General features: G+C 74.2%; 21 protein-coding genes. 15 read left to right on the top strand and 6 right to left on the bottom strand.

All coding sequences use genetic code 11. From position 1 onward, the window contains the following. Positions 1 to 22: 22 nt before the first annotated feature. Together OP18_RS19475 and OP18_RS19470 are read left to right on the top strand one after the other, a co-directional pair. Complete coding sequence (locus tag OP18_RS19475; protein WP_052386981.1) at positions 23 to 1420, top strand: ABC transporter substrate-binding protein; 1398 nt, start codon at positions 23 to 25, stop codon at positions 1418 to 1420. A 101-nt stretch (positions 1421 to 1521) separates the two neighbouring features. After that, a complete protein-coding gene (locus OP18_RS19470; RefSeq protein ID WP_245635446.1) occupies positions 1522 to 3687 on the top strand; it encodes an MMPL family transporter in 2166 nt (721 codons plus the stop codon). A gap of 76 nt (positions 3688 to 3763) precedes the next feature. On the opposite strand, the gene OP18_RS57290 is transcribed toward OP18_RS19470, so the two are convergent. Beyond that, complete coding sequence (locus tag OP18_RS57290) at positions 3764 to 3913, bottom strand: hypothetical protein (protein WP_156089628.1); 150 nt, start codon at positions 3911 to 3913, stop codon at positions 3764 to 3766. A gap of 39 nt (positions 3914 to 3952) precedes the next feature. On the opposite strand from OP18_RS57290, the gene OP18_RS19465 reads away from it, so the two are divergent. Genes OP18_RS19465 through OP18_RS19455 form a run of 3 tightly spaced genes read left to right on the top strand, consistent with a single transcriptional unit; the run spans position 3953 to position 6315 of the window. Then, positions 3953 to 4615, top strand: coding sequence for a HEAT repeat domain-containing protein (locus OP18_RS19465; RefSeq protein WP_033360483.1), 663 nt, complete (start codon positions 3953 to 3955; stop codon positions 4613 to 4615). Between the two features lie 7 nt (positions 4616 to 4622). Continuing rightward, positions 4623 to 5621 (top strand): MerR family transcriptional regulator, encoded by a 999-nt coding sequence (locus OP18_RS19460; RefSeq protein ID WP_033360390.1) that lies wholly within the window; start codon positions 4623 to 4625, stop codon positions 5619 to 5621. 58 nt (positions 5622 to 5679) lie between these two features. Continuing rightward, a complete protein-coding gene (locus OP18_RS19455) occupies positions 5680 to 6315 on the top strand; it encodes an HD domain-containing protein (RefSeq protein WP_081970905.1) in 636 nt (211 codons plus the stop codon). 32 nt (positions 6316 to 6347) lie between these two features. Here OP18_RS19455 and OP18_RS19450 read toward each other — a convergent pair whose 3' ends face one another. After that, positions 6348 to 6839, bottom strand: coding sequence for a MarR family winged helix-turn-helix transcriptional regulator (locus OP18_RS19450; protein WP_033360388.1), 492 nt, complete (start codon positions 6837 to 6839; stop codon positions 6348 to 6350). 60 nt (positions 6840 to 6899) lie between these two features. Here OP18_RS19450 and OP18_RS19445 point away from each other — a divergent pair, with 60 nt between their 5' ends. The 6 genes from OP18_RS19445 (at position 6900) to OP18_RS19420 (ending at position 12492) form a co-directional block, all read left to right on the top strand. After that, on the top strand, positions 6900 to 7748 hold the full coding sequence (locus OP18_RS19445) for an LLM class flavin-dependent oxidoreductase (protein ID WP_033360387.1): 849 nt from the start codon (positions 6900 to 6902) through the stop codon (positions 7746 to 7748). 195 nt (positions 7749 to 7943) lie between these two features. Then, the gene (locus OP18_RS19440; RefSeq protein WP_052386980.1) at positions 7944 to 9161 is read left to right on the top strand and encodes an ABC transporter substrate-binding protein; all 1218 of its coding nucleotides are present in this window, start codon (positions 7944 to 7946) and stop codon (positions 9159 to 9161) included. A gap of 12 nt (positions 9162 to 9173) precedes the next feature. Further along, entirely contained in the window at positions 9174 to 10049 is an 876-nt protein-coding gene (locus tag OP18_RS19435) for a branched-chain amino acid ABC transporter permease (RefSeq protein ID WP_033360386.1), read from the top strand. Continuing rightward, a complete protein-coding gene (locus OP18_RS19430) occupies positions 10046 to 10996 on the top strand; it encodes a branched-chain amino acid ABC transporter permease (RefSeq protein WP_052386979.1) in 951 nt (316 codons plus the stop codon). The genes OP18_RS19435 and OP18_RS19430 overlap by 4 nt, the downstream gene beginning before the upstream one ends. Further along, a complete protein-coding gene (locus OP18_RS19425) occupies positions 10989 to 11786 on the top strand; it encodes an ABC transporter ATP-binding protein (RefSeq protein WP_211273599.1) in 798 nt (265 codons plus the stop codon). Before OP18_RS19430 ends, OP18_RS19425 begins: the two co-directional genes overlap by 8 nt. Continuing rightward, the gene (locus tag OP18_RS19420) at positions 11773 to 12492 is read left to right on the top strand and encodes an ABC transporter ATP-binding protein (protein WP_211273598.1); all 720 of its coding nucleotides are present in this window, start codon (positions 11773 to 11775) and stop codon (positions 12490 to 12492) included. Before OP18_RS19425 ends, OP18_RS19420 begins: the two co-directional genes overlap by 14 nt. Positions 12493 to 12528: 36 nt before the next feature. On the opposite strand, the gene OP18_RS19415 is transcribed toward OP18_RS19420, so the two are convergent. Both OP18_RS19415 and OP18_RS19410 read right to left on the bottom strand, forming a co-directional pair. Further along, entirely contained in the window at positions 12529 to 13329 is an 801-nt protein-coding gene (locus OP18_RS19415; RefSeq protein ID WP_033360385.1) for a class I SAM-dependent methyltransferase, read from the bottom strand. 329 nt (positions 13330 to 13658) lie between these two features. Next, positions 13659 to 14402: an SDR family NAD(P)-dependent oxidoreductase gene (locus tag OP18_RS19410; RefSeq protein ID WP_033360384.1), complete on the bottom strand. Its 744-nt coding sequence runs from the start codon at positions 14400 to 14402 to the stop codon at positions 13659 to 13661. Positions 14403 to 14443: 41 nt separating this feature from the next. Between OP18_RS19410 and OP18_RS19405 the strand changes: the two genes are divergently transcribed. Genes OP18_RS19405 through OP18_RS19390 form a run of 4 tightly spaced genes read left to right on the top strand, consistent with a single transcriptional unit; the run spans position 14444 to position 18264 of the window. Continuing rightward, positions 14444 to 15310, top strand: a complete 867-nt coding sequence (locus OP18_RS19405; protein ID WP_052386978.1) for an LLM class F420-dependent oxidoreductase — start codon at positions 14444 to 14446, stop codon at positions 15308 to 15310. Beyond that, positions 15307 to 16152: an SDR family oxidoreductase gene (locus OP18_RS19400; protein ID WP_033360383.1), complete on the top strand. Its 846-nt coding sequence runs from the start codon at positions 15307 to 15309 to the stop codon at positions 16150 to 16152. The genes OP18_RS19405 and OP18_RS19400 overlap by 4 nt, the downstream gene beginning before the upstream one ends. Next, complete coding sequence (locus OP18_RS19395; protein ID WP_033360382.1) at positions 16142 to 17305, top strand: acyl-CoA dehydrogenase family protein; 1164 nt, start codon at positions 16142 to 16144, stop codon at positions 17303 to 17305. Before OP18_RS19400 ends, OP18_RS19395 begins: the two co-directional genes overlap by 11 nt. Then, positions 17302 to 18264, top strand: a complete 963-nt coding sequence (locus tag OP18_RS19390; RefSeq protein ID WP_052386977.1) for an acyl-CoA dehydrogenase family protein — start codon at positions 17302 to 17304, stop codon at positions 18262 to 18264. The genes OP18_RS19395 and OP18_RS19390 overlap by 4 nt, the downstream gene beginning before the upstream one ends. A 93-nt stretch (positions 18265 to 18357) precedes the next feature. Here the strand turns inward: OP18_RS19390 and OP18_RS19385 are convergent, their stop codons facing one another. Then, positions 18358 to 20472, bottom strand: coding sequence for a 3-hydroxyacyl-CoA dehydrogenase NAD-binding domain-containing protein (locus OP18_RS19385; RefSeq protein ID WP_033360381.1), 2115 nt, complete (start codon positions 20470 to 20472; stop codon positions 18358 to 18360). Next, positions 20472 to 20585 carry a hypothetical protein gene (locus tag OP18_RS55225; protein ID WP_245635459.1) on the bottom strand — a complete coding sequence of 38 codons (114 nt, stop codon included), beginning with the start codon at positions 20583 to 20585 and terminating at the stop codon, positions 20472 to 20474. The genes OP18_RS19385 and OP18_RS55225 overlap by 1 nt, the downstream gene beginning before the upstream one ends. Positions 20586 to 20589 lie beyond the last annotated feature (4 nt).

The raw sequence follows: 20589 nt of genomic DNA, 5'->3' as shown, positions 1-20589 counted from the left end.
GACCACCGCAAGGAGGAAGCGCATGCTCACCCACTCCATGGGCCGGTTCGCGGCCGCGCTGCTCGTCGCCGGCGCGGCGGCGCTGAGCGCCTGCGGGGGCGGCGACACCCCCGACGGCGGCTCGACCGGCGTCCCCGGCCGCGACGTGCTGGACCAGGCGACCGGCAAGGTCACCATCGAGTTCTGGCACTCGATGCGCGGCGCCAACGTCGAGGCGGTCAACGCCCTCGTCGCCGACTTCGCCAAGCAGCACGGCGACAAGATCGAGGTCAAGCCGGTCTTCCAGGGCAGCTACGACGAGACGGTCGCCAAGTACAAGACCGCCGTGCAGCAGAAGAACACCCCCGCCCTCGTGCAGATCTACGACATCGGCACCCGGTTCATGATCGACTCTAAGCAGACGGTGCCGGTGGCCGGGTTCCTCGACAAGGACGGCACCGCGGCCACCGACATCGAACCCAACATCGCCAGCTACTACTCCGTGGACGGCAAGCTGCACTCGATGCCGTTCAACTCCTCCACGCCGCTGCTGTACATGAACAAGGAGGCGTTCGAGCGCGCCGGCCTGGACCCGGCGAAGCCACCGGCCACCCTCGACGAGCTCACCGACTACGCCAGGAAGCTCACCGTCCGCGACGCCGGCGGCAAGGTCACCCAGTACGGCTTCGGCGCCGCCATCTACGGGTGGCTGCTCGAACAGCTGCTCGCCACCGACGACAAGGAGTACTGCGACCAGGGCAACGGCCGCTCCGGCCTGGCCGGCAAGGTCCAGTTCGACAGCCCGACCGGGGTCCGCGTCGCGCAGTGGTGGGCCGACCTCGTCCGCGCCGGCTACGCCACCAACACCGGCCGCAAGACCGACGACGCCCAGGCCGCGTTCAAGTCCGGCAACGTCGCCATGCACCTGGAGTCCACGTCGGTGCTGCGCGGCTACGTCGACGCCGCCAAGGGCAGGTTCACCGTCGCCACCGCGCCGTACCCGAAGGTCAGCGCCGCCTCCACCGGCGGCCCCGTCATCGGCGGCGCCTCGCTGTGGATCAGCGGCCCCGGCCACAGCGCCCTGGAGCAGCGTGCCGCCTGGGAGTTCGTCAAGTTCGTGTCCCAGCCGGCGCAGCAGGCCCAGTGGCACGTCGGCACCGGCTACGTGCCGGTCAACGTCAAGGCTCACGACGAGGCCGTCACCAGGGACTGGCGGGTCCGGTACCCGCAGTTCGGCACCGCCGTGGACCAGCTGCACGCCCGCAAGCCGTCGGTCGCCTCCGCCGGCTGCCTGCTCGGCGTCATGCCGCAGGCCCGCAAGGCCAGCGAGGACGGCCTCGAACAGGCGATCCTCGGCACGAAACCCGCCGAGCAGGCCATGCACGACGCCGCCGCCGGCCTCAAGAAGGACATCGACAACTACAACGCCGCCGTGCGCTGACCCGACCCCTCGGGACACCGCACCCCCGCCGGAGCAACCTTTCGTGGCGTCTGGCACGTTGATGCGACGGATTGGACAGCACCGGCGGGGGCGGAGGACGGATGGCCGAGGGGTTCATGGCGCGGTTGGGCACGTGGTGCTTCCGGCGCCGGTGGTGGGTGGTGGGCGTCTGGCTGGTCGTGGTCGCCGGCGGGGTCCTCGCCGCGGGGCCGCTGCTCAACGCCATCTCCGAGGACAGCAGCGTGCGCAAGAAGGTCGAGTCGATCGAGGCGTACGACCTGATCAGCACCGCCGAGGACTCCTCCGGCCAGGTCGTCGGGCTGGTCGACGGCGTGGACCCGGCCGCGGCGGACGTCCGGGGCGCCGTCGAGGCCGTCATGGCCCGCGTGCGCGGGGTCGAGCACGTCCGGCAGGTCGAGGCGACCGCCGTGTCCACGGACGGGCGGGCGCTGCTCGTCGTGGCCACCCTGGAGAAGGTCGACAAACCGACCCGCAACGCCGCCGTCGACGCGGTCGAGGCCGAGCTCGACCGGCTCGGCGGTGAGCTGCCGGCCGGTGCGGCCGTGCGCGTCGGTGGCAGCGCCACGATCAGCCGCGACGCCGGGCGGACCCTCGACGCCGACCGTACCCAGGCCGAGCTGCTGTCGCTGCCGCTCACCCTGATCGTGCTCGTCGTCGTGTTCGGCGGCCTCGTCGCGGCCGGCGTGCCGGTGCTCGCGGCGGTCGTGTCGATCGCCACGGTCTTTCCCGTCCTGTACGTCTTCACCACGTTCACGGACGTGGACTCCAACGCGCTGACCGTCGCGTCGCTGCTCGGCCTGGGCCTGTCGGTCGACTACGGGCTGCTGCTCGTGGCCCGCTACCGGGAGGAGCTGGCCGCCGGGTTCAGCCCCGAGGTCGCGATCGGCCGGGCGTGGGCGACCGCCGGGCGCACCATCCTGTTCAGCGCGCTCACCGTCGCCGCCGCGCTCGCCGGGCTCCTCGCGTTCTCGGTCCGGCAGCTCACCGCCCTCGGTGCCGCCGGCGTGTCGATCGCGCTGGTCGCGATGCTGGTGTCGCTGACGTTCACGGCCGCCCTCATCGGCCTGGCCCGCCGCCGGCTCAAACCGTCGCGCCGGCCCGCCGGCGACGAGGCCGGCCGTGGGCTCTTCGCCGCCCTCGCCGCGTTCGTGCAGCGCCGCGCCGCGCTCGTCGCCGTGCTCACCGCGGCGGTGCTGCTGGCGGCGGGGCTGCCGCTGCTGTCGGCGACGGTGAAGCTGCCCGGCCTGGAGGGCACCCCGCGCAGCATCGCGTCGGTGCGGGTCGCCGACGAGCTCAAGACCCGCTTCGGGCGGTCGTTCGCCCCGTCGGTGAGGATCATCGCCCGGACCGGCGCCGCGGACCTCGACGCGTACGCCGCCCGCTGGGCCGCCGACCCGGCCGTCGGCAAGGTCCAGCCGGCGAAGCCCGCCGGGTCCGGGCTGGCCACGGTCGAGCTGAACCTGCGCGGCGGCGCCCAGGACGACGCCGCCCAGGACCTCGTGCACCGCATCCGCGCCGACCGCCCGGCCGGCGTCCAGTCGTGGGTCACCGGCGACGCCGCGGTCCTCGTGGACCTCGTCGACCTCATCCTCGACGACCTGCCGCTCGCGCTGGGCATCACGCTCACCGCCATGCTGGTGCTGCTGTTCGCGATGACCGGGTCGGTGATCGTGCCGGTGAAGGCGATCCTGGCCAACGTCGTGTCGCTCGGCGCGACGCTCGGCGTCATGGTGGCGGTGTTCGAGCACGGCTGGCTCGCCGGGGTGCTCGGCACCCTCACCGTCGGCGGGCTGGACCCGTTCGTCGTGGTCATCCTCTTCGCCTTCGCGTTCGCGCTGTCCATGGACTACGAGGTGTTCCTGCTCGGCCGGATCAAGGAGTACGCCGACGCCGGCGACGACACGGACACCGCCGTGCGCCGCGGCCTGCAGCACACCGGCCGCGTCATCACCTCCGCCGCGCTGCTCATGGTCATCGTCTTCGGCTGCTTCGCCGCGGCGAAGATGGGCAGCATCGAGCAGATCGGCCTCGGCCTCACCACGGCCGTCCTGGTCGACGCGACCGTGGTGCGCTGCCTGCTGGTGCCGGCGACCATGACCCTGCTCGGCCGGTGGAACTGGTGGGCACCCGCCCCGCTGCGGCGCCTGCACGCGCGGATCGGCCTGCGCGAGGTGACGCTGCCGCCACCCGCGCCCGCCCCGGCCGAGCCCGCCATGAGCGGCGTGCGCGGCGCCACCACGCCATGACGCCCGCCGGCGGCGCCGCGCCGGCCGGCGGTCGGGTCAGCCGGTCAGGTCGAGCGGTGAGCGGGCGCGGTCAGGGTCACGTCAGGACGACCGGGTTGGTGAGTGCGGCCATGCGCCCGTCGGGGTGACGCGCCTCGACCCGGGCGAACCCGGCGTCGCCGCCGGTGCGCCACCGCCCGACGCCGGCGTCGTCATCGGCGCATCGTCGGCGGCTTGACCTTGACACGGTGACAAGGCCTTCACTGGTCGCCGGGAGGTGGTCTCGATGACCATGCAGGAAACGGGCACGGCGCGGGTGCTGCGCGCGATGGAGCACGGCAGCGCGTCGGTGCGGCTGGAGGCCGCGCTCGCGGCCGGGACGACCCCGGACCCGGGGCTGGTCGACACGCTCGTCGCGCGGTGCGGCCTGGAGCCGGACTTCTTCGTGCGCGACATGCTGACGTGGGCGCTGACCCGCCACGAGCCGGCGCTGACGGTGCCGAGGGTCGTCGGTGAGCTCGGCTCGCCGCGGCCGCAGGCGCGCGCCCAGGCGCTGCACACGCTGTCGAAGATCGGCGACCGGCGGGCGTGGCCGGCGATCACCCGGGCGCTGCTCACCGACGCCGACGACGACGTGGCGCGCAGCGCCTGGCGGGCGGCGGCCGTGCTGGTGCCCGAGGAGGGCCGCACGGAGCTGGCGGCGGTGCTGGCGACCCAGCTCGGCCGCGGCGGGCGGGAGACGCAGCTGAGCCTGAGCCGGGCGCTGGTCGCGCTCGGTGAGGCGGTCCTGCCGGTGCTCGACGCCGCGGAGCGGGGCGCCGACCCGGGGGTACGCCGGCACGCGGACGCCACCCGGCGGTTGCTGCTCGACCCGGACGCCGGGTCCGGCTACGCCGTCGAGGAGGCCAAGCGCATCGTCGCCCTCGGCCCCGCCGGCCGGGAGGGATGATGGGGCGGTGTTGATCGGTGACGTGGCGCGACGCTCCGGGGTCAGCGCCCGCATGCTCAGGCACTACGAGTCGCTGGGCCTGGTGCGGCCGACGGGTCGCACCGGGTCCGGCTACCGGGAGTACTCGCCCGAGGACATCCAGCGGATCTTCCATGTGGAGAGCCTGCGGTCGCTGGGGCTGTCGCTGCGGGAGGTCGGGCGCGCCCTCGACGACCCGGGGTTCGCGCCCGCGCAGCTGGTCGACGACCTCATCGGCCAGACGCGGGAGCGCATCGCGAGCGAGACGGAGCTGCTCACCCGGCTGCAGCAGATCGGTGGCGCCGAGCCCGCCGACTGGGGCGACGTGCTGCGCATCGTCGCGCTGCTGCAGGCGCTCGGGTCCGACAGCGCCGGCCGGCGGCAGCGGGCCGCGCTGTCCGCCGCGGACGAGGCGCCGGTGGACGCGCTCGTCGAGGCGGTGCTGCACGAGGCGGACCCGAACGTCGCCGGCGCGCTGCGCTGGGCCCTCGCCCGGTCGGGCACCGGCGGGCTCACGGCGCTGGCCGGCGGCCTCACGGCGGGGGACGCCGCCGTGCGCAAGCGGGCGGTGCAGTCGATCGCCGAGGTGCCCGGCGACGCCGCGACCGCCCTGCTGCGCGGCGCCCTGACCGTCGAGGACGCCGTGGTGCGGCGGTACGCGGCCCTCGCCCTCGGCGCCCGCGGTGTGGCCGAGGCGGTGCCGACGCTCATCGGCATGATCGTCGAGGACGTCAACGACGCCGACGCGGCCGACGCGCTGAGCGCCCTGGCCGGTGACCCGGAGCTGGCGGACCGGATCGCCACCGATCTGGCCGGCCGCATCGCCGACGGCGGCACGGCGCCGGCGGCCCGGCAGCGGCTGACCCAGGCCCTGGCGGACATTCCGGGCGGTGTGGCGACCGCCGCGCTGACCGGGCTCGCGGACGACGCCGACCGTCCCGTCGCGCTGACCGCGGCGTACGTCCTCAAGCTGCGCGGCGCCCGGTGACCGGGGTCGCGCCGGACGGGTGAGGCGGTCCGGCGGCGCGCCGCCGGACCGTTGACCCATGTGTGCGCAGCCCGCTGGCCCGGCCCTCCCGGCGGTGCCGGACACGCCGGCCGTCGCCACCGCGATGACCGTGGCGGAGCGGTACTTCACCCCCGCGTTCCTCAACCACTCCGTGCGCAGCTACATCTGGGGCGCGCTGTACGCGCGGGCGCACGGCATCGACCGCGACGACGAGCTGTTCTGCGTCGCGGCGCTGCTGCACGACATCGCCCTGTCGCCCGCGTTCGACAGCCACACGGTGCCGTTCGAGGTGGCCGGCGGCGAGGTGGCCCGGGTGTTCGGCACCGCCGCCGGCTGGCCGGCGGCCCGCACGGACCGGGTCGCGCAGATCATCGTGCTGCACATGCGCGACGACGTCGCCGCCGCGGTGGACCCGGAGTCGCACCTGCTGCAGGTCGCGACGAGCTGGGACGTGGTCGGCCGGTGGCAGGAGGAGTTCCCGCCGGACGAGCGGGCCGCCATCCTGCACCGGTACCCCCGGCTGGGGTTCGGCGCGCAGTTCCTGGCCGGCTTCGAGGACCAGGCCGGCCGCAAGCCCGGCAGCGCCGCGGCCGCGTCGATCGCCAGGGACCTCGCCGGCAAGATCGCCGCCCACCCGCTCGACGCGCGCCCCGACGGCCCCGCGCTCAGCTGACCCCGCGGCCGCTCAGCTGACGCGGCGGCCGCTCAGCCGACCCTGCGGCGCGGCGGCGTCGGCGCGGTCACCTCGCTGAGGTGGGCGAGGACCTTGCCGGCGATCCGGCCCAGTGCGGCCACGTCCTGCTCGTCGAGGACGTCGATGAAGTGCCGGCGGACCGACGCGACGTGGTGCACCGCCGCGGCCTGGACGGTCGCCCAGCCGTGCTCGGTGAGCACCACGGTCGCGCTGCGGCCGTCGTCCGGGGCGCCGGCGCGGGTCACCAGGCCGCGCTGCTGCATCCGGGTCACCTGGTGCGACAGCCGGCTCGCCGACCAGCGCAGCGCCGCGGCCAGCTCGCCTAGGCGCAGCTGCCGGCCGGGAGCCTCCGAGACCGTGGTCAGCACGTCGTAGTCGGCGTCCGACAGGCCGGACTCGGCGCCCAGGTCGCGGGTGAGCTGCAGGTCGAGCAGGGTGCGCATGCGGCGGTAGCCGAGCCAGGTGGCCATCTCGGCGTCGGTGAGCCAGCGCGGTTCGGGCATGCGGCCAAGCGTACGAGATCTGTTTGACATGTCAAACGGAACCGCCGTAGCGTGCTTGACATGTCAAACAGATTCGGGATCGACCTCCCCGCCGCGACAGGCGTGGACCCCGTCGCCGCCGCCCGCGCCGCCGAGACCCTCGGCTACGACTTCGTCTCCACCTCCGACCACCCCAGCGGCACCGCCCCGAGCAACGAGACCTGGACGATGCTCACCTGGATCGCCGCGCACACCGGCCGCGTCGGCGTGATGCCGCGGGTGCTCGGCGTGCCGTACCGCAACCCCGCGATGGTCGCCAAGATGGCCGAGACCCTCGACCGGCTCGCCGGCGGCCGGCTGATCCTGGGGCTGGGCGGGGGAGCGTCGGACGAGGAGTTCCGGGCCTTCGGCATCCCCGTGCCGCCGCCGCGCGACAAGGTCGACGGGCTCGCCGACGCCATCCGGATCATCCGGGGACTGTGGGTCGAGCCGGCGTTCACGTACACCGGCCGCATCCATCACGTCGTGGAGGCGCCGCTGGAGCCGAAGCCGGCGCGACGGATCCCGATCTGGGTCGGCACCTTCGGGCCCCGGGCGCTGGACGTCACCGGCCGGCTCGCCGACGGCTGGATGCCGTCGCTGGGCTACGCGCCGCTGGACCGGCTGCCCGGGATGCTCGCGCGCGTCGGCGCGGCGGCCGAGGCGGCCGGGCGGTCGCCGTCCGACATCACGTACGCACTCAACGTCGAGGTGTCCGTCGGCGCCGACCGGCCCGGCGCGGTGTCCGGGCCGGCGGACCTCGTCGCCGAGCGGCTGCGGGCGCTGCTCGCCATGGGATTTACGGTGCTCAACCTGAAGCCGGCCGGCGCCGACCGGCAGGCGCAGGTCGAGCGGCTCGCCCTGGAGGTGCTGCCCGCCGTGCGCTCCTGAGCGGCCCGCGTTTTTGACGGTTCTGTTACGTCCGTGCGTCCCCCGTGTTCTTGACACCCCGGGCACCCGTGGCCAAGATGTAGAAACCAAGCGCTTGTTAGGTTTATGACTCTGGCCACACCGGTCAGGCGGCGATGTGCCGCGATCACTCCTCCCGAGGCTGACGATTCGTATAATTCCGTGACAGGGGTACAAATGGGCGTTAAAACGACGAGTCGCATCGTCAGCTGTCTCGCGCTGGCGGCGCTCACCGTCGCCGGCTGCGGCAACAAGGCGGGGGACGAGAAGCCGACCAACGGCACCGCCTCCGGCGCTCCGATCATCATCGGCCTGGACGAGGACAGCACCGGCTCCGGCGCCTCCTACAGCACCATCGCGGGCAAGACCATCCGGCTGGCGGTCCAGGACGTCAACGACAAGGGCGGCGTCCTCGGCCGCCCGCTGCAGCTGGTCGTCGAGAACGACGAGTCCGACCCGACCAAGGTGCCGGCCGTGCTGCAGAAGCTCGCCGGCCAGGGCGCCAAGGCGCTGTTCCTGCAGAGCGGCAGCGCCGCCATCCTGCAGGCGAAGTCGACGCTCACCGCGCTCGGCCTGCCCGCCATCGCCCCGACCGGCGTCACCGCCACGCTCGTCCAGCCGCCGGACAACGAGCTCATCTACATGCTCGCCAACACCACCACGGACTGGGCCGACGTGTACTGCGGCGCCTTCAAGGCCGCGAACATCACCAAGCTCGGCGTCCTCACCGACGACACCACCACCATCGCCGCGCTGGACAAGGCGCTGCTGCCGGCCCTGAGCTGCGTGCAGATCGTCGCCACCGAGAAGGGCGCGGCCAACGCCTCCGACCTGTCGGCGCAGGTGGCCCGGCTCAAGAACGCCAACCCGGACGCGGTCCTGGTGACCAGCGTCGGCGGCGCGTTCGAGGTGCTCGCCCAGAACACCCTCGGCAGCCAGATGAAGGGCACCAAGCGGTTCTCCCTGGCGTCCATCGGCAACCAGCCGTCCTCCTGGAAGCTCGCCGCCCCCGGCGCGCTGGAGGGCCTGATCTTCATGGGCTCGATCAACACCGCGAACCCGCGCACCCAGGCGCTGGTCACGCTGCTCAAGGAGAAGTACGGCAAGGACTACGACATCACCGCGTACGACGCCCAGGCGTGGGACTCGGTGCACGTGCTCAAGCAGGCGATCGAGAAGGCCGGCGGGGTCGACGACTCCAAGAAGCTCAACGAGGCCATCCAGAGCATCAAGGGGTACCCTGCCACCTTCGGCCAGGCCAACTTCACCCTCTCCTTCGGCGCCGACAAGCACCTGGGCGCCGACGGGCCGTGCGGCCTGTCGCTGATCGAGTTCGGCGCGGACAACAAGCCCAAGGGCCCGTGGGCCACCTTCCAGCCGCCGTGCAACAAGTAGAAAGGTAGGCAGATGGGCCAGCTGCAACTGTGGTTGTCCGCCCTCGAGATGGGCTGTTTCTTCGGCCTCCTTGCGCTGGCCTACTACCTGGTCCTGGTCGGCGCCGGGTTCTTCAACTTCGCGATCGGCCCGTACGCCATGATCGGCGGGTTGTGCACGTCCTACCTGGTGCTGTACGAGGACATGAACGTATGGGCCGCCGCGGCGGTGGCGGTCAGCGCCGCCGCGGCCCTGGCCGTGGTCACCGAGCTCGCGGTGGTCCGGCCGGTGCAGCGCCGCTCCGGCGGCGGGGAGCTGCCGGCCCTGGTCGCGGTCGCGGCCGTGCTCTTCGCCATCCAGCAGCTCGCCGGGTACCTGTTCGGCTACACCACGCTGCCGGGGCAGCACCTGCTCACGTTCGACCCGGTGACCGTCGGCGACACCGCGATCCAGCCCAGCACCCTGGTGCTGCTGGCGTTCACCGTCGTCGCGTTCGGCGGGCTCGCCGCCTGGATCCGCGGCACCCGCACCGGCCGGCTGCTGCGCGCCGTCGGCGACAGCACGCACGCCGCCCAGCTGCTCGGCCTGCCGGTCAACCGGGTCCGGCTCATCGCGTTCGTGCTGTCGGGGCTGCTCGCCGGGATCACCGGGCTGCTGTTCGCACCGAAGGCCGGGGTCAGCTCCCTGTCCGGGCTCAGCTGGGCCCTGTCGGGCTTCCTCGCGATGGTCGTCGGCGGCACCGGCTCGGTGTGGGCCCCGCTCGTCGGCGGGCTGCTGCTCGGCGCCGTCGAGGTGTTCGTGCCGTACTACTTCGGCGGGCAGTCGCACGTGTACGGCCTGCTCATCGTCGCCCTGTTGTTCTTCGCCCTCAAACCGAGCGGCCTGTTCGTGCGGAGGGTACGAGCATGAAGCGCATCCCCGGCTCCCTCGGCCTGCTGGTCGGCGCCGTGGGCGCGGCGCTGATCCTGCTGTGGGTCGGCGCCGACGGCTACAAGCAGACGCTGGTCACGACGACCGCCACCTACGCGCTGGTCGCGCTCGGCATGTACGTGCCGTACCTGATGGCCGGATCGCTGTCGATGGCGTACGGCGCGTACGCGGGCATCGGCGGCTACGCGGTCGGTCTCATCTCCAGCAAGAGCGGCCTGCCGCTGATCCTCGCCTGGGTCGCCGGGCCGGTCGTCGCCGCGGTCGTCGCCGTGCTGCTGGGCCTGGCCACCCGGCGGCTGTCCGGGTTCTTCCTCGCCGCGGTGACGCTGCTGTTCGGCATGGCGTTCACCGCGTGGCTGGTCGACGCCGAGGGCATCTCCGGCGGCTCCGCCGGCCTCGGCAGCCTCCGCAAGCTCGACATCCTCGGCTGGCAGCCCAGCCACTACCAGGTCGTCGTCGGCTCCGCGGTGGTCGTGTGCGTCATCGCGTTCCTGCTCGACCGGCTGCGGATGTCACCGTGGGGCGTGATCGTGCGCACCATGCGCGACGCGCCCCGCGCGGTGGAGGCCGCCGGTGTACGGGTGCCGATGATGAACCTGGTGGCTCTCGCCATCGGCGCCGCCATCGCGGCCGTCGGCGGCGGGCTGTTCACCTACTCCGCCGGCAGCGTCACCCCGGACACGTTCACCCTCAACCTGGTGTTCCTGGCCATCTTCATGCCGCTCATCGGCGGCTCGGCCACCCCCTGGGGCGCGGTGCTCGGCGCGGTCATCGCGGTGCAGCTCACCCTGAACTTCCCCGCCGTGGAGACCAGCGGCACGCTGATCCTCGCGCTCGGGGTCCTCGTCATCCTGCTCCTCGCGCCGCAGGGCGTGATCGGCTACGCGAGCAGGCTCGTGAAACTCGCAGGAGGCCGTCGTGGCTGAGACGCTGCTGGTCGGTTCGGGCCTCACCAAACGCTACGGCGGGGTCACCGCGCTGCAGGACGTGTCGTTCTCGCTGACCGCCGGCGAGGTCCTCGGTCTGGTCGGACCCAACGGCGCCGGCAAGACGACCCTGGTCGACCTCATCTCCGGCGCGCAGCCCGCCACCGAGGGCGCCCTGACGCTGCGCGGGCAGCGCCTCTCGGGCCCCGCGTCCCGGCGGGCCAAGGCCGGGCTGGCCCGCACCTTCCAGTACCCGCAGCTCGCCCTGGAGCTCACCGTGGCGGAGAACCTGCTGCTCGGCCGGGTCGCCCGCCGCCACGGCACGGTCTGGCAGATGATCGCCGGCTCGTTCAGCGGCGCGCTGCGGCCGGTGCTGCCCGCCGACACCGCCGCGGTGGCCGCGATCGCCGAGGAGCTCGGCATCGACCGGCTGGACCGCCCGGCCGGCGACCTGTCCCTCGGCGAGCAGCGGCTCGTCGAGGTCGGCCGGGCCCTCGGCCAGGACCCGCTGGTGCTGCTGCTCGACGAGCCGTTCGCCGGCTCCGACGCGGCCGGCGTCACCGGCATCTCCGAGGTCGTGCGCACCGTCCAGCGGCGCGGGCACGCGGTCATCCTCGTCGACCACAACGTCGACCTGGTCGCCGGGCTCGTCGACCGGATCATGCTGCTGGACCGGGGCCGGTCCGTGTTCGACGGCTCGCCCCGCGAGTGCCTCGACAGCCCACAGATGCAGCAGGTGTACTTCGGCGTCGCCGACGCCCCTGAGGAGGCTGACCGTGTCGGCTCATGAACTGCGCCTGGAAGGGCTGAGCGTCCGGTACGGCCACGCCAGCGCCGTCACCGGCGCCGACATCGTCGCCCCCGGCGGCGTGGTCACCGCACTGGTCGGGCCGAACGGCGCCGGCAAGAGCAGCGCGCTGCTCGCCGCGTACGGCTCCGTCGCCGCCACCGGCCGGGTCTTCCTCGACGGCGAGGACGTCAGCCGGCTCAAGCCCGCCGACCGGGCCCGCGCCGGCATCGCCGTCGTGCCCCAGGGCCGCCAGCTCTTCCCGAAGCTCAACGTCGCGGACAACCTGCAGGTCATGGCGGAGCTGCTGCGCCTGCCGCGCAGCGCGGTGCAGACCGCCATCGACCGCTTCCCGATCCTGCGGACCCGCATGAAGAGCCTCGTCGGCGTGCTGTCCGGCGGCGAGCAGCAGATGCTCGTGGTGACCCGGGCGCTGATGGGCTCGCCGCGGGTGCTGCTGCTCGACGAGATGATGACCGGTCTCGCCCCGCTCGTCGTGCAGGAGCTGCTGCGCACCGTCACCCAGCTCGCGGCCGACGGCGTCGCGGTGCTCATGGCCGAGCCCGCCCTCGGCGCCGTCCGCGGCGCCGTCGACCGCGGCTACGTCCTGGTCCGCGGCGAGGTCGTCGCCACCCGCGAGGACGGCGGCGCCGCCCTCGACGACGAGTACCGCGCCCGCATGGGCGTGCTGAAGACCGCCGCGCACTAGCCCTGGCCGGAGCCGGGGCGCTCGTGCCGGGCCGGCTCAGCCGGGGTGTGCCGGCCTGCGGCCCCAGCAGACGGCGGTGGCGAATGCGAGCTCGAAGAACTCCTGCCGGTCGAGGAGGCGCAGCGCCTCGTCGACCGCGGGCAGGACCTCGGGCGTGAGCTCGAGCATGCGCGGGCGCAGCTGCGTGAGGGTGTGCGACCAGCAGCGCGCCGATGCGTTGCGGCCTCCGGTCGCCGGGACGTGCACCGAGGCCGACACCTCGGTGAGGCCGTGCGCGAGCAGGGGCGAGGGGAAGGTCCGTGGCCATCCCGCGTCGGTGCCGATGGTCGCGGCCAGCGTCGACTCGACCGCGTGCATGGCGTCGCGGAACGCCGGGGTGCCGCCGGAGGCGATCGGAAAGCTCGCGATCGACTCGATCATCAGCAGGCCGCCGGGGCGCAGGGACCGGCACAGCTTGGCCAGGACCGCATCGCGTTCGGGCAAGTGCTCCAGCACGAACCTGGCGTGCACGAGGTGGAACGCCGACTCCGGCAACGGGTCCAGGACGATGTCGTGCTCGGCCACGCGCAGGGTGGGCGCGTCGATCGCGCGCAGCCATCGGGTGTCGACGTCCGTCGCCAGGACGCTGCCGTCGGGCACCTGGCCGGCAAGCCACGCCGCGACCGTGCCGGCGCCCGCACCGACCTCGAGGCAGTCCCAGTGCGGGCGCAGCCCGAGGTCCTGCAGGACCCGCCGCGTCGTGCCGTCGGCCACCTCGGCCATGGCGACGAGTCGCTCCCGCTCACCGTGCCAGTCGGGGCTGAGGACCGACTCGCCGTAGCGCTCACGTGCCGTCATGGCGCAATTCAACCCTCTCGCGCCGCGAAGCGGGACGGCGGCCGCCAGACGCGGCCGGTCGAGTCGCTCGACCGGCTACGGGTGGCTGCGGACCGCAGAGCCTGCCGCAGCCGCCGCGGCGGCGCCCGACCGACCTGGTGCGGCACCGCACCTGGCTCGGCGAGGACCTGCGCCACCCCGGCCAGCCGCCGCCGGCCCGCGACGCCTGGGTGCGCCACGAGGGCTGGCAGGAGCTCCCGTGCGCGTCGGGCAGCTGCCCGCAGCGGGCCCGCTGCCTGCTGCACGAGTTCGGGGGACGGCCATGGGCTGCTCTTCGGCCACGACGTCGGTCAGGCGGCGTAGCCGCCGTCGACGTCGAGCTTCTGGCCGGTGATGAACCGGGCCCGGTCGCTGGCCAGGAAGCACACCGCCTCGGCGACGTCGGCGGCGGTGCCGAACGTCCGCAGCGGGATGTTGCCCCGGGTCACCTCCAGGGCCCGCTCGTCGAGGTCGCCGTCGGCCATCAACCGGGCCGCCATGCCGTCGGTGAGCATGCCCGGCCCGACGCAGTTGGCCCGCACCCCGAAGCGGCCCTCCTCGGCGGCGACCCCGCGCACGAGGGCCTCGACCGCGGCCTTCGGGCCGGCGGACAGCCCGTCGCGGACCGGGAACCGGCGGGTGGCGGCGGTGGTGACCGCGACCAGGCTGCCGCGCGACTCGCGCAGCCGGGGCAGGGCCGCGGCGAGGATGTTGAAGAAGCCGGCCACGTCGTCGGTGAGCTGCGCGGCGAAGCGCTCCGGCGGGACCCGGCTCAGGTGCAGCATCGGCACGTGCGGCCCGGCGGCGTGCACGAGGGTGTGCACGACCGGCGCGGCGTCGATGAGCGCCGCGCACGAGGCCGGATCGGCCAGCTCGACCCGGTGCGCGGTCGCGCCGGGCAGCTCGGTGGCGAGGGTCTCGGCCGCGGCGGCGTTGCTGCGGTACGCCAGCAGCACCCGGCTGCCGCGGGCGACGAGGAGACGGGCGACGGCCTCGCCGATGCCGCCGGTGGCACCGGTGACGACGGCAACGCCCTTGCGGAACCTGAAATCCATCCGCTTACGTTACCAAGCAAGCGTTTGGTAGAGTACCCGTCGTGGAGCTGAAACTCGGGGTCATGCCCGTCCTCGGCGGCACCGGCGCCGCCGATCCCGCCACCACCGCGCGCTTCGTCCGGCTGCTGGAGGAGCTCGGCTGCGAGTCGGTCTGGGCCGTCGAGCACGTGGTCGTCCCGGACGACTACACCTCCGCGTACCCGTACGATCCCGGCGGCCGGATGAGCCTCGGCGCCGGCGACGACATCCCCGACCCGCTGCACTGGCTCACCTTCGCCGCCGCGCACACCACCAGCCTGCGCCTCGGCACCGCCATGCTGATCCTGCCCGAACACCACCCCGTCGAGCTGGCGAAACGCCTCGCCACCGTGGACGTGCTCAGCGGCGGGCGGCTGCTGGCCGGCATCGGCGTCGGCTGGCTGCGCGAGGAGTACGACGCCGTCGGCGTGCCCTTCGAGGAGCGCGGCGCCCGCGCCGACGAGTACCTCGAGGCCATGCACGCCCTGTGGACCCGGGCGCCCGCCACGTACACCGGCCGGTTCGTCAGCTTCCGCGACGTGCACAGCCGGCCCCGCCCCACCCGCCCCGGCGGCGTGCCGATCGTCGTCGGCGGGCACTCCATGGCCGCGGTGCGCCGCGCCGCCCGGCACGGCAGCGGCTGGTACCCCCTCGGCGTCACCGGCGTCCGGTTCGCCGAGCTGCGCGCCGCCCTCGCCGAGCAGTGCGCCGCCGCCGGGCGCAGCATCGACGACATCGAGATCACCATGCGGGCCCCCGGCAACGTCGGCGACCTGGAGACGCTGCGCTCCCTCGGCGTGGCCCGGGTCGTCATCCGCGCCGACCCGAACGACCCCGTCGGCGTCCGCGACAAGGTCCGCCGGTACCAGCGAGAGGTGCTCCGCGTATGAGATCCGTCATCGTCACCGGCGCCGCGCAGGGCCTCGGCCGGGCGCACGCGCTCGCGCTCGCCGAGGCCGGCGCCCGGCTGGTGCTCAACGACCTGGACGCCGACGCGCTCGCCGACGTCGCCGCGCGCACCGGCGCGGTCGCGGTCCCCGGCGACATCGCCGACTGGGACTTCGCCGCCGCCCTGGTCGACCGGGCCGTCGCCGCGCACGGCCGGCTCGACGCCCTGGTCAACAACGCCGGCCTGGCCCGCGACCGGATGGTCGTCAACCTCGCCGAGGACGAGTGGGACGCCGTCATGCGGGTCAACCTCAAGGGCACCGCCGCCCCGCTGCGGCACGCCGCCGCCCACTGGCGGGCCCGGGCCAAGGCCGGCGAGGACGTCGCCGCCCGGGTCGTCAACACCACCTCCGGCGCCGGGCTCATGGGCAGCGTCGGGCAGGCCAGTTACAGCGCCGCGAAGGCCGGCATCGCCGCGCTCACCGTGGTCGCCGCCGCGGAGCTGGCCCGCTACGGCGTCACCGTCAACGCCATCGCCCCCAGCGCCCGCACCGCCATGACCGAGACCGTGTTCGCCGACGCGATGCGCGCCCCCGACACCGGTTTCGACGCCATGGCCCCGGACAACGTGTCCCCGCTGGTCGTCTGGCTCGCCGGCGCCGACAGCGGCGACGTCACCGGCCGCGTCTTCGAGGTCTCCGGCGGCGCGGTCAGCGTCGCCGACGGCTGGCAGCACGGCGAGACCCGCGACGCCGGCCGCCGCTGGCACCCCGACGAGCTCGGCCCCGTCGTGCGTGACCTGCTGTCGCGCGCCCCAGCACCGGCGGCCGTCTATGGCGCCTGAGGTCGCCCTGCGGGCCGCGGACATCCGCGCCTGGCTGCGCGAGCACCTGACCGGCGAGTTCGCCCCGCTCGTCGGCGCCGGCGGCCCGGGCCGCGAGCACGAGCACCTCGAGCTGCGGGCCCGCTGGGAGCGCGTCCTCGGCGCCGCCGGTTGGATCGGGATCGGCTGGCCCGCACCGTACGGGCGCGGCGCCACCATCGCCGAGCAGGTGGTGTTCTTCGAGGAGTACGCCCGCGCCGGCGGCCCCGGCCGGCTCAGCCACATCGGGGAGTACCTGCTCGCGCCGACCCTCATCGCGCACGGCACCGACGCCCAGCGCGACCGCTTCCTGCCGCCGATCGCCCGGGCCGAGGAGCTGTGGTGCCAGGGCTACTCCGAGCCCGGCGCCGGCTCCGACCTCGCCGGCGTGCGCACCCGGGCGGCCCTCGACGAGGACGGCGCGTGGCGGGTCACCGGGCAGAAGGTGTGGACGTCCCTGGCGCACGTCGCCGACTGGTGCTTCGTGCTGGCCCGCACCGACCCGGCCGCCACCCGCAAGGACGGCCTGTCCTACCTGCTGGTCCCGATGCGCCAGCCGGGCGTCGAGGTCCGGCCGATCAAGCAGCTCACCGGCACCTCGGAGTTCAACGAGGTGTTCTTCGACGGTGCCCGTGCCGACGCGGACCTGGTCGTCGGCGCGCCCGGCGACGGCTGGCGGGTGGCCACCAGCACCCTGTCCTACGAGCGGGGGGTCGCCACCCTCGGCCAGCAGCTCGGCTTCGCCCGGGAGCTGGCCGCCGTCGTCGCCACCGCCCGCGCGAACGGCACCTTCGACGACCCCGTGACCGCCGACCGCATCGCCGACGCGTGGGCCGGCCTGCAGGGCCTGCGCCACCACGCGCTGCGGGCGCTGTCGGCCACGGCGCCGGACCCGGCCGGCGCGTCCGTGGCGAAGCTGCTGTGGGCCCGCTGGCACCAGCGCCTCGGCGAGCTGGCCATGGACGTCGGCGGGGCCGCGGCGACGATCGCCGAGGCCGCGCCGTACGAGCTCACCGACGCCCAGCGGCTGTTCCTGTTCACCCGCGCCGACACCATCTACGGCGGTTCCGACGAGATCCAGCGCAACATCGTCGCCGACCACGTCCTCGGCCGCACCCCGCGAGGCACCCGATGAACCCCGAACACGCCGCCCTGCGCGACAGCGTCGCCGCGTTCTTCCGTACCGGCGCCGACTGGGACCGGCTCACCGGCGAGCTGGGCCTGACCGCCCTGGCGGTCCCCGAGGAGCACGGCGGCTTCGGCGCGACCCTCGTGGAGGTCGGCATCGTGCTGGAGGAGGCCGGCGCCGCGCTGCTCACGTCGCCGCTGCTGGCCACCACCGTCGCCACGCTCGCCCTCGACCCGGCCGAGCCGGCCGCCGCCGAGCTGCTGCCGGCCCTCGCCGCCGGCGACCTCGTCGGCGCGCTCGCCCTCGACGGCACCTGCACCGCCCGCCCCGACGGCGACGGCTACCTCCTGGACGGCTCGTTCGCGCACATCCTCGACGCGGACACGGCCGGCGTGGTGATCGTGTCCGACGGGACCGCGCTGTTCGCCGTCACCGACCCCGACATCCGCCCGCAGCCGACCCTGGACCAGACCCGCACCCAGGGCACCCTCGTGCTGTGGCAGGCCCCGGCCCGGCTCGTCGCCCGCCACGCCGGCCGCGCGCAGGACCTGCTGCACGCGGCCCTCGCCGCCGAGTCCGTCGGCGTGGCCCGCGCGTCGCTGCGCGTCACCGCCGAGCACCTGCGCACCCGCACCCAGTTCGGCGTGCCGCTGGCCACCTTCCAGGCGCTGCGGCACCGGGTCGCCGACCTGCACGTCGCCGTCGAACAGGCGCAGTCGTCGGTCTGGTACGCCCTGCGCGCCGCCGGCACCCCGGAGTTCGCGACCGCGGCCCCCTTGGCGAAGCTGCTCGCGACCGAGGCCGCGTGGACCGTGACCCGCGCGTCGATCCAGCTGCTCGGCGGGATCGGCTTCACCTGGGAGCACGACGCGCACCGCTACCTCAAACGCGCCACCGCCAACCGCCTCCTCGCCGGCGACCCCACCACCCTGCGCCGCCTCCTGCTCACCCGCGCGGCGCTGTGACGCCGGGCCGCGCCGCCCGGGCGGGAGTCCGCGGCCGCCGGCACCCGACGGGCCCGGGGACGTGCGGTCCCCGGACCCGCGGTGTGGTGCGGGTCAGCGGAACAGTTCGCCGCGGGTGGCCTTGTCCAGCAGCAGCCGGGGCGGCTCGAAGCGGCTGCCGTACCGGGCGGCCAGCTCGCGGGCCCGGGCGACGAACCCGTCCAGCCCGCCCGGGTAGCCGTTGATGTACTGCAGGACGCCGCCGGTCCAGCCGGGGAAGCCGATGCCGAAAATCGAGCCGATGTTGGCGTCGGCGACCGAGGTGAGCACGCCCTCGTCGAGGCACTTGACCGACTCGAGCGCCTCGGCGAACAGCATCCGCTCCTGCAGGTCCACCAGCGGCGGCAGGTCGGCGCCGGGGGCGGCGAAGTGCTCCCGCAGCCCTGGCCAGAGCCGGGTGCGCCGGCCGTCGGCGTACTCGTAGAACCCGGCACCGCCGGAGCGTCCCGGCCGGCCGAACTCGTCGATCATCCGGTCGATGACCGCGTCCGCCGGGTGCGGGGTCCAGGTGCCGCCGGCGGCGGACACCGCGGCCGCCGTCTCCCGCCGGATCTTGCGCGGCAGGGTGAGGGTCAGCTCGTCCATCAGCTGCAGCACCGGCGCCGGGTAGCCGGCCTGGGCGCTGGCCTGCTCGATCGACGGTGCGGGGATGCCCTCGGCGAGCATCGCGACGCCCTCGTTGGTGAACGTACCGATGACCCGGCTGGTGAAGAACCCGCGGCTGTCGTTCACCACGATCGGGGTCTTGCGCAGCTGCCGTACGACGCCGAGGGCGCGTTCGACGGCGTCGTCGGAGGTGGTCCGGCCACGGATCACCTCGACGAGGGGCATCTTGTCCACGGGGGAGAAGAAGTGCAGCCCGACGAAGTCGGCCTGGCGGCGCACCCCGTCGGCGAGCTCGGTGATCGGCAGTGTCGAGGTGTTGGAGCACAGCAGCGCGTCCGGGGCGACGACGTCCTGGATCTCGGCGAACACCTTGTGCTTGAGCGCCGGGTCCTCGAACACGGCCTCGATGACCAGGTCCGCGCCAACGAGGTCGGCCGGGTCGGCGGTCGGGGTGATCCGGTCCAGCAGGTCGGGGCCGCCGCGGCCCTTGTCGACCAGCCGCCGCGAGTACGCCTTGCCGCGCTCGGCGGCCTCGACGGTCACGTCCTTGAGCAGCACCCGCATCCCGGCGCGGGCGCACACGTAGGCGATCCCGGCGCCCATCATGCCGGCGCCGAGCACCGCCACGGTCGTGAACGGCGCGGCGGAGGAGCCGCGGGCGTTGGCGGCCTGCAGGTCGAAGAAGAACGCCTGGATCATGTTCTTGGCGACCTGCCCGGTGACCAGCTCGGCGAAGTAGCGGGCCTCGATGTCGAACGCGGTCGCCAGGTCGACCTGGGCGCCCTCGACGGCGGCGGCGAGGATGTTGCGCGGCGCCGGGTACGGGGCGCCCTTGAGCTCCTTGCGCAGGTTCGCCGGGAACGCGGGCAGGTTCGCCGCGAACGCCGGGCTGCTCGGCGTGCCGCCGGGGATCCGGTAGCCCTTGACGTCCCACGGCTGGACCGCGTCGGGGTTGGCGGCGACCCACGCCCGCGCGGCGTCGAGGACCTGGTCGGCGGGGACCACCTGGTGCACCAGCCCGATCTCCAGGGCCTTCGGCGGGCGGTGCCGCTGACCCTTCAGCAGCACCTGCAGCAGCGCCTCGGTGATGCCGAGCAGGCGCACGGTGCGCACGACGCCGCCGCCGGCCGGCAGCAGCCCGAGGGTGACCTCTGGGCAGCCGATCTCGATGCGGCGGTCGTCGGCGACGACCCGGTGGTGGCAGGCGAGGGCGAGTTCGAGGCCGCCGCCGAGCACGGTGCCGTTGATCGCGGCGACCACGGGCCGGCCGAGCGTCTCCAGGCGGCGCAGCTGCGCCTTGACCCGCATGCTGGCCGTGTACGCCAGCTCGGCCTGGTCGGCGCCGATGCTGCCGAGCATGTCGAGGTCGCCGCCGGCGAACCAGGACTGCTTCGCCGAGGTGATGATGACGCCGGTGATGTCGGCCCGCTCGGCCTCCAGGCGGTCCAGGACCGTGTCGAGGCTGGACAGGAACGCCTCGTTCATGGTGTTGACGCCCCGGCTGGGGTCGTCGAGGGTCAGCACGACGACGCCGTCGGCGCCCCGCTCGTATCGAATGGTCATCAGATCCGCTCCACGATCGTCGCGATGCCCATGCCGCCGCCGATGCACAGCGTGGCGAGGCCGTAGCGTTGGCCGCGGCGTTCGAGCTCGTCGATGAGGGTGCCGAGCAGCATGCCA

It is taken from the genome of Dactylosporangium aurantiacum, from assembly GCF_000716715.1.
GTDB lineage: Bacteria > Actinomycetota > Actinomycetes > Mycobacteriales > Micromonosporaceae > Dactylosporangium > Dactylosporangium aurantiacum.
This window is presented reverse-complemented; position numbering and strand designations above follow the sequence as displayed.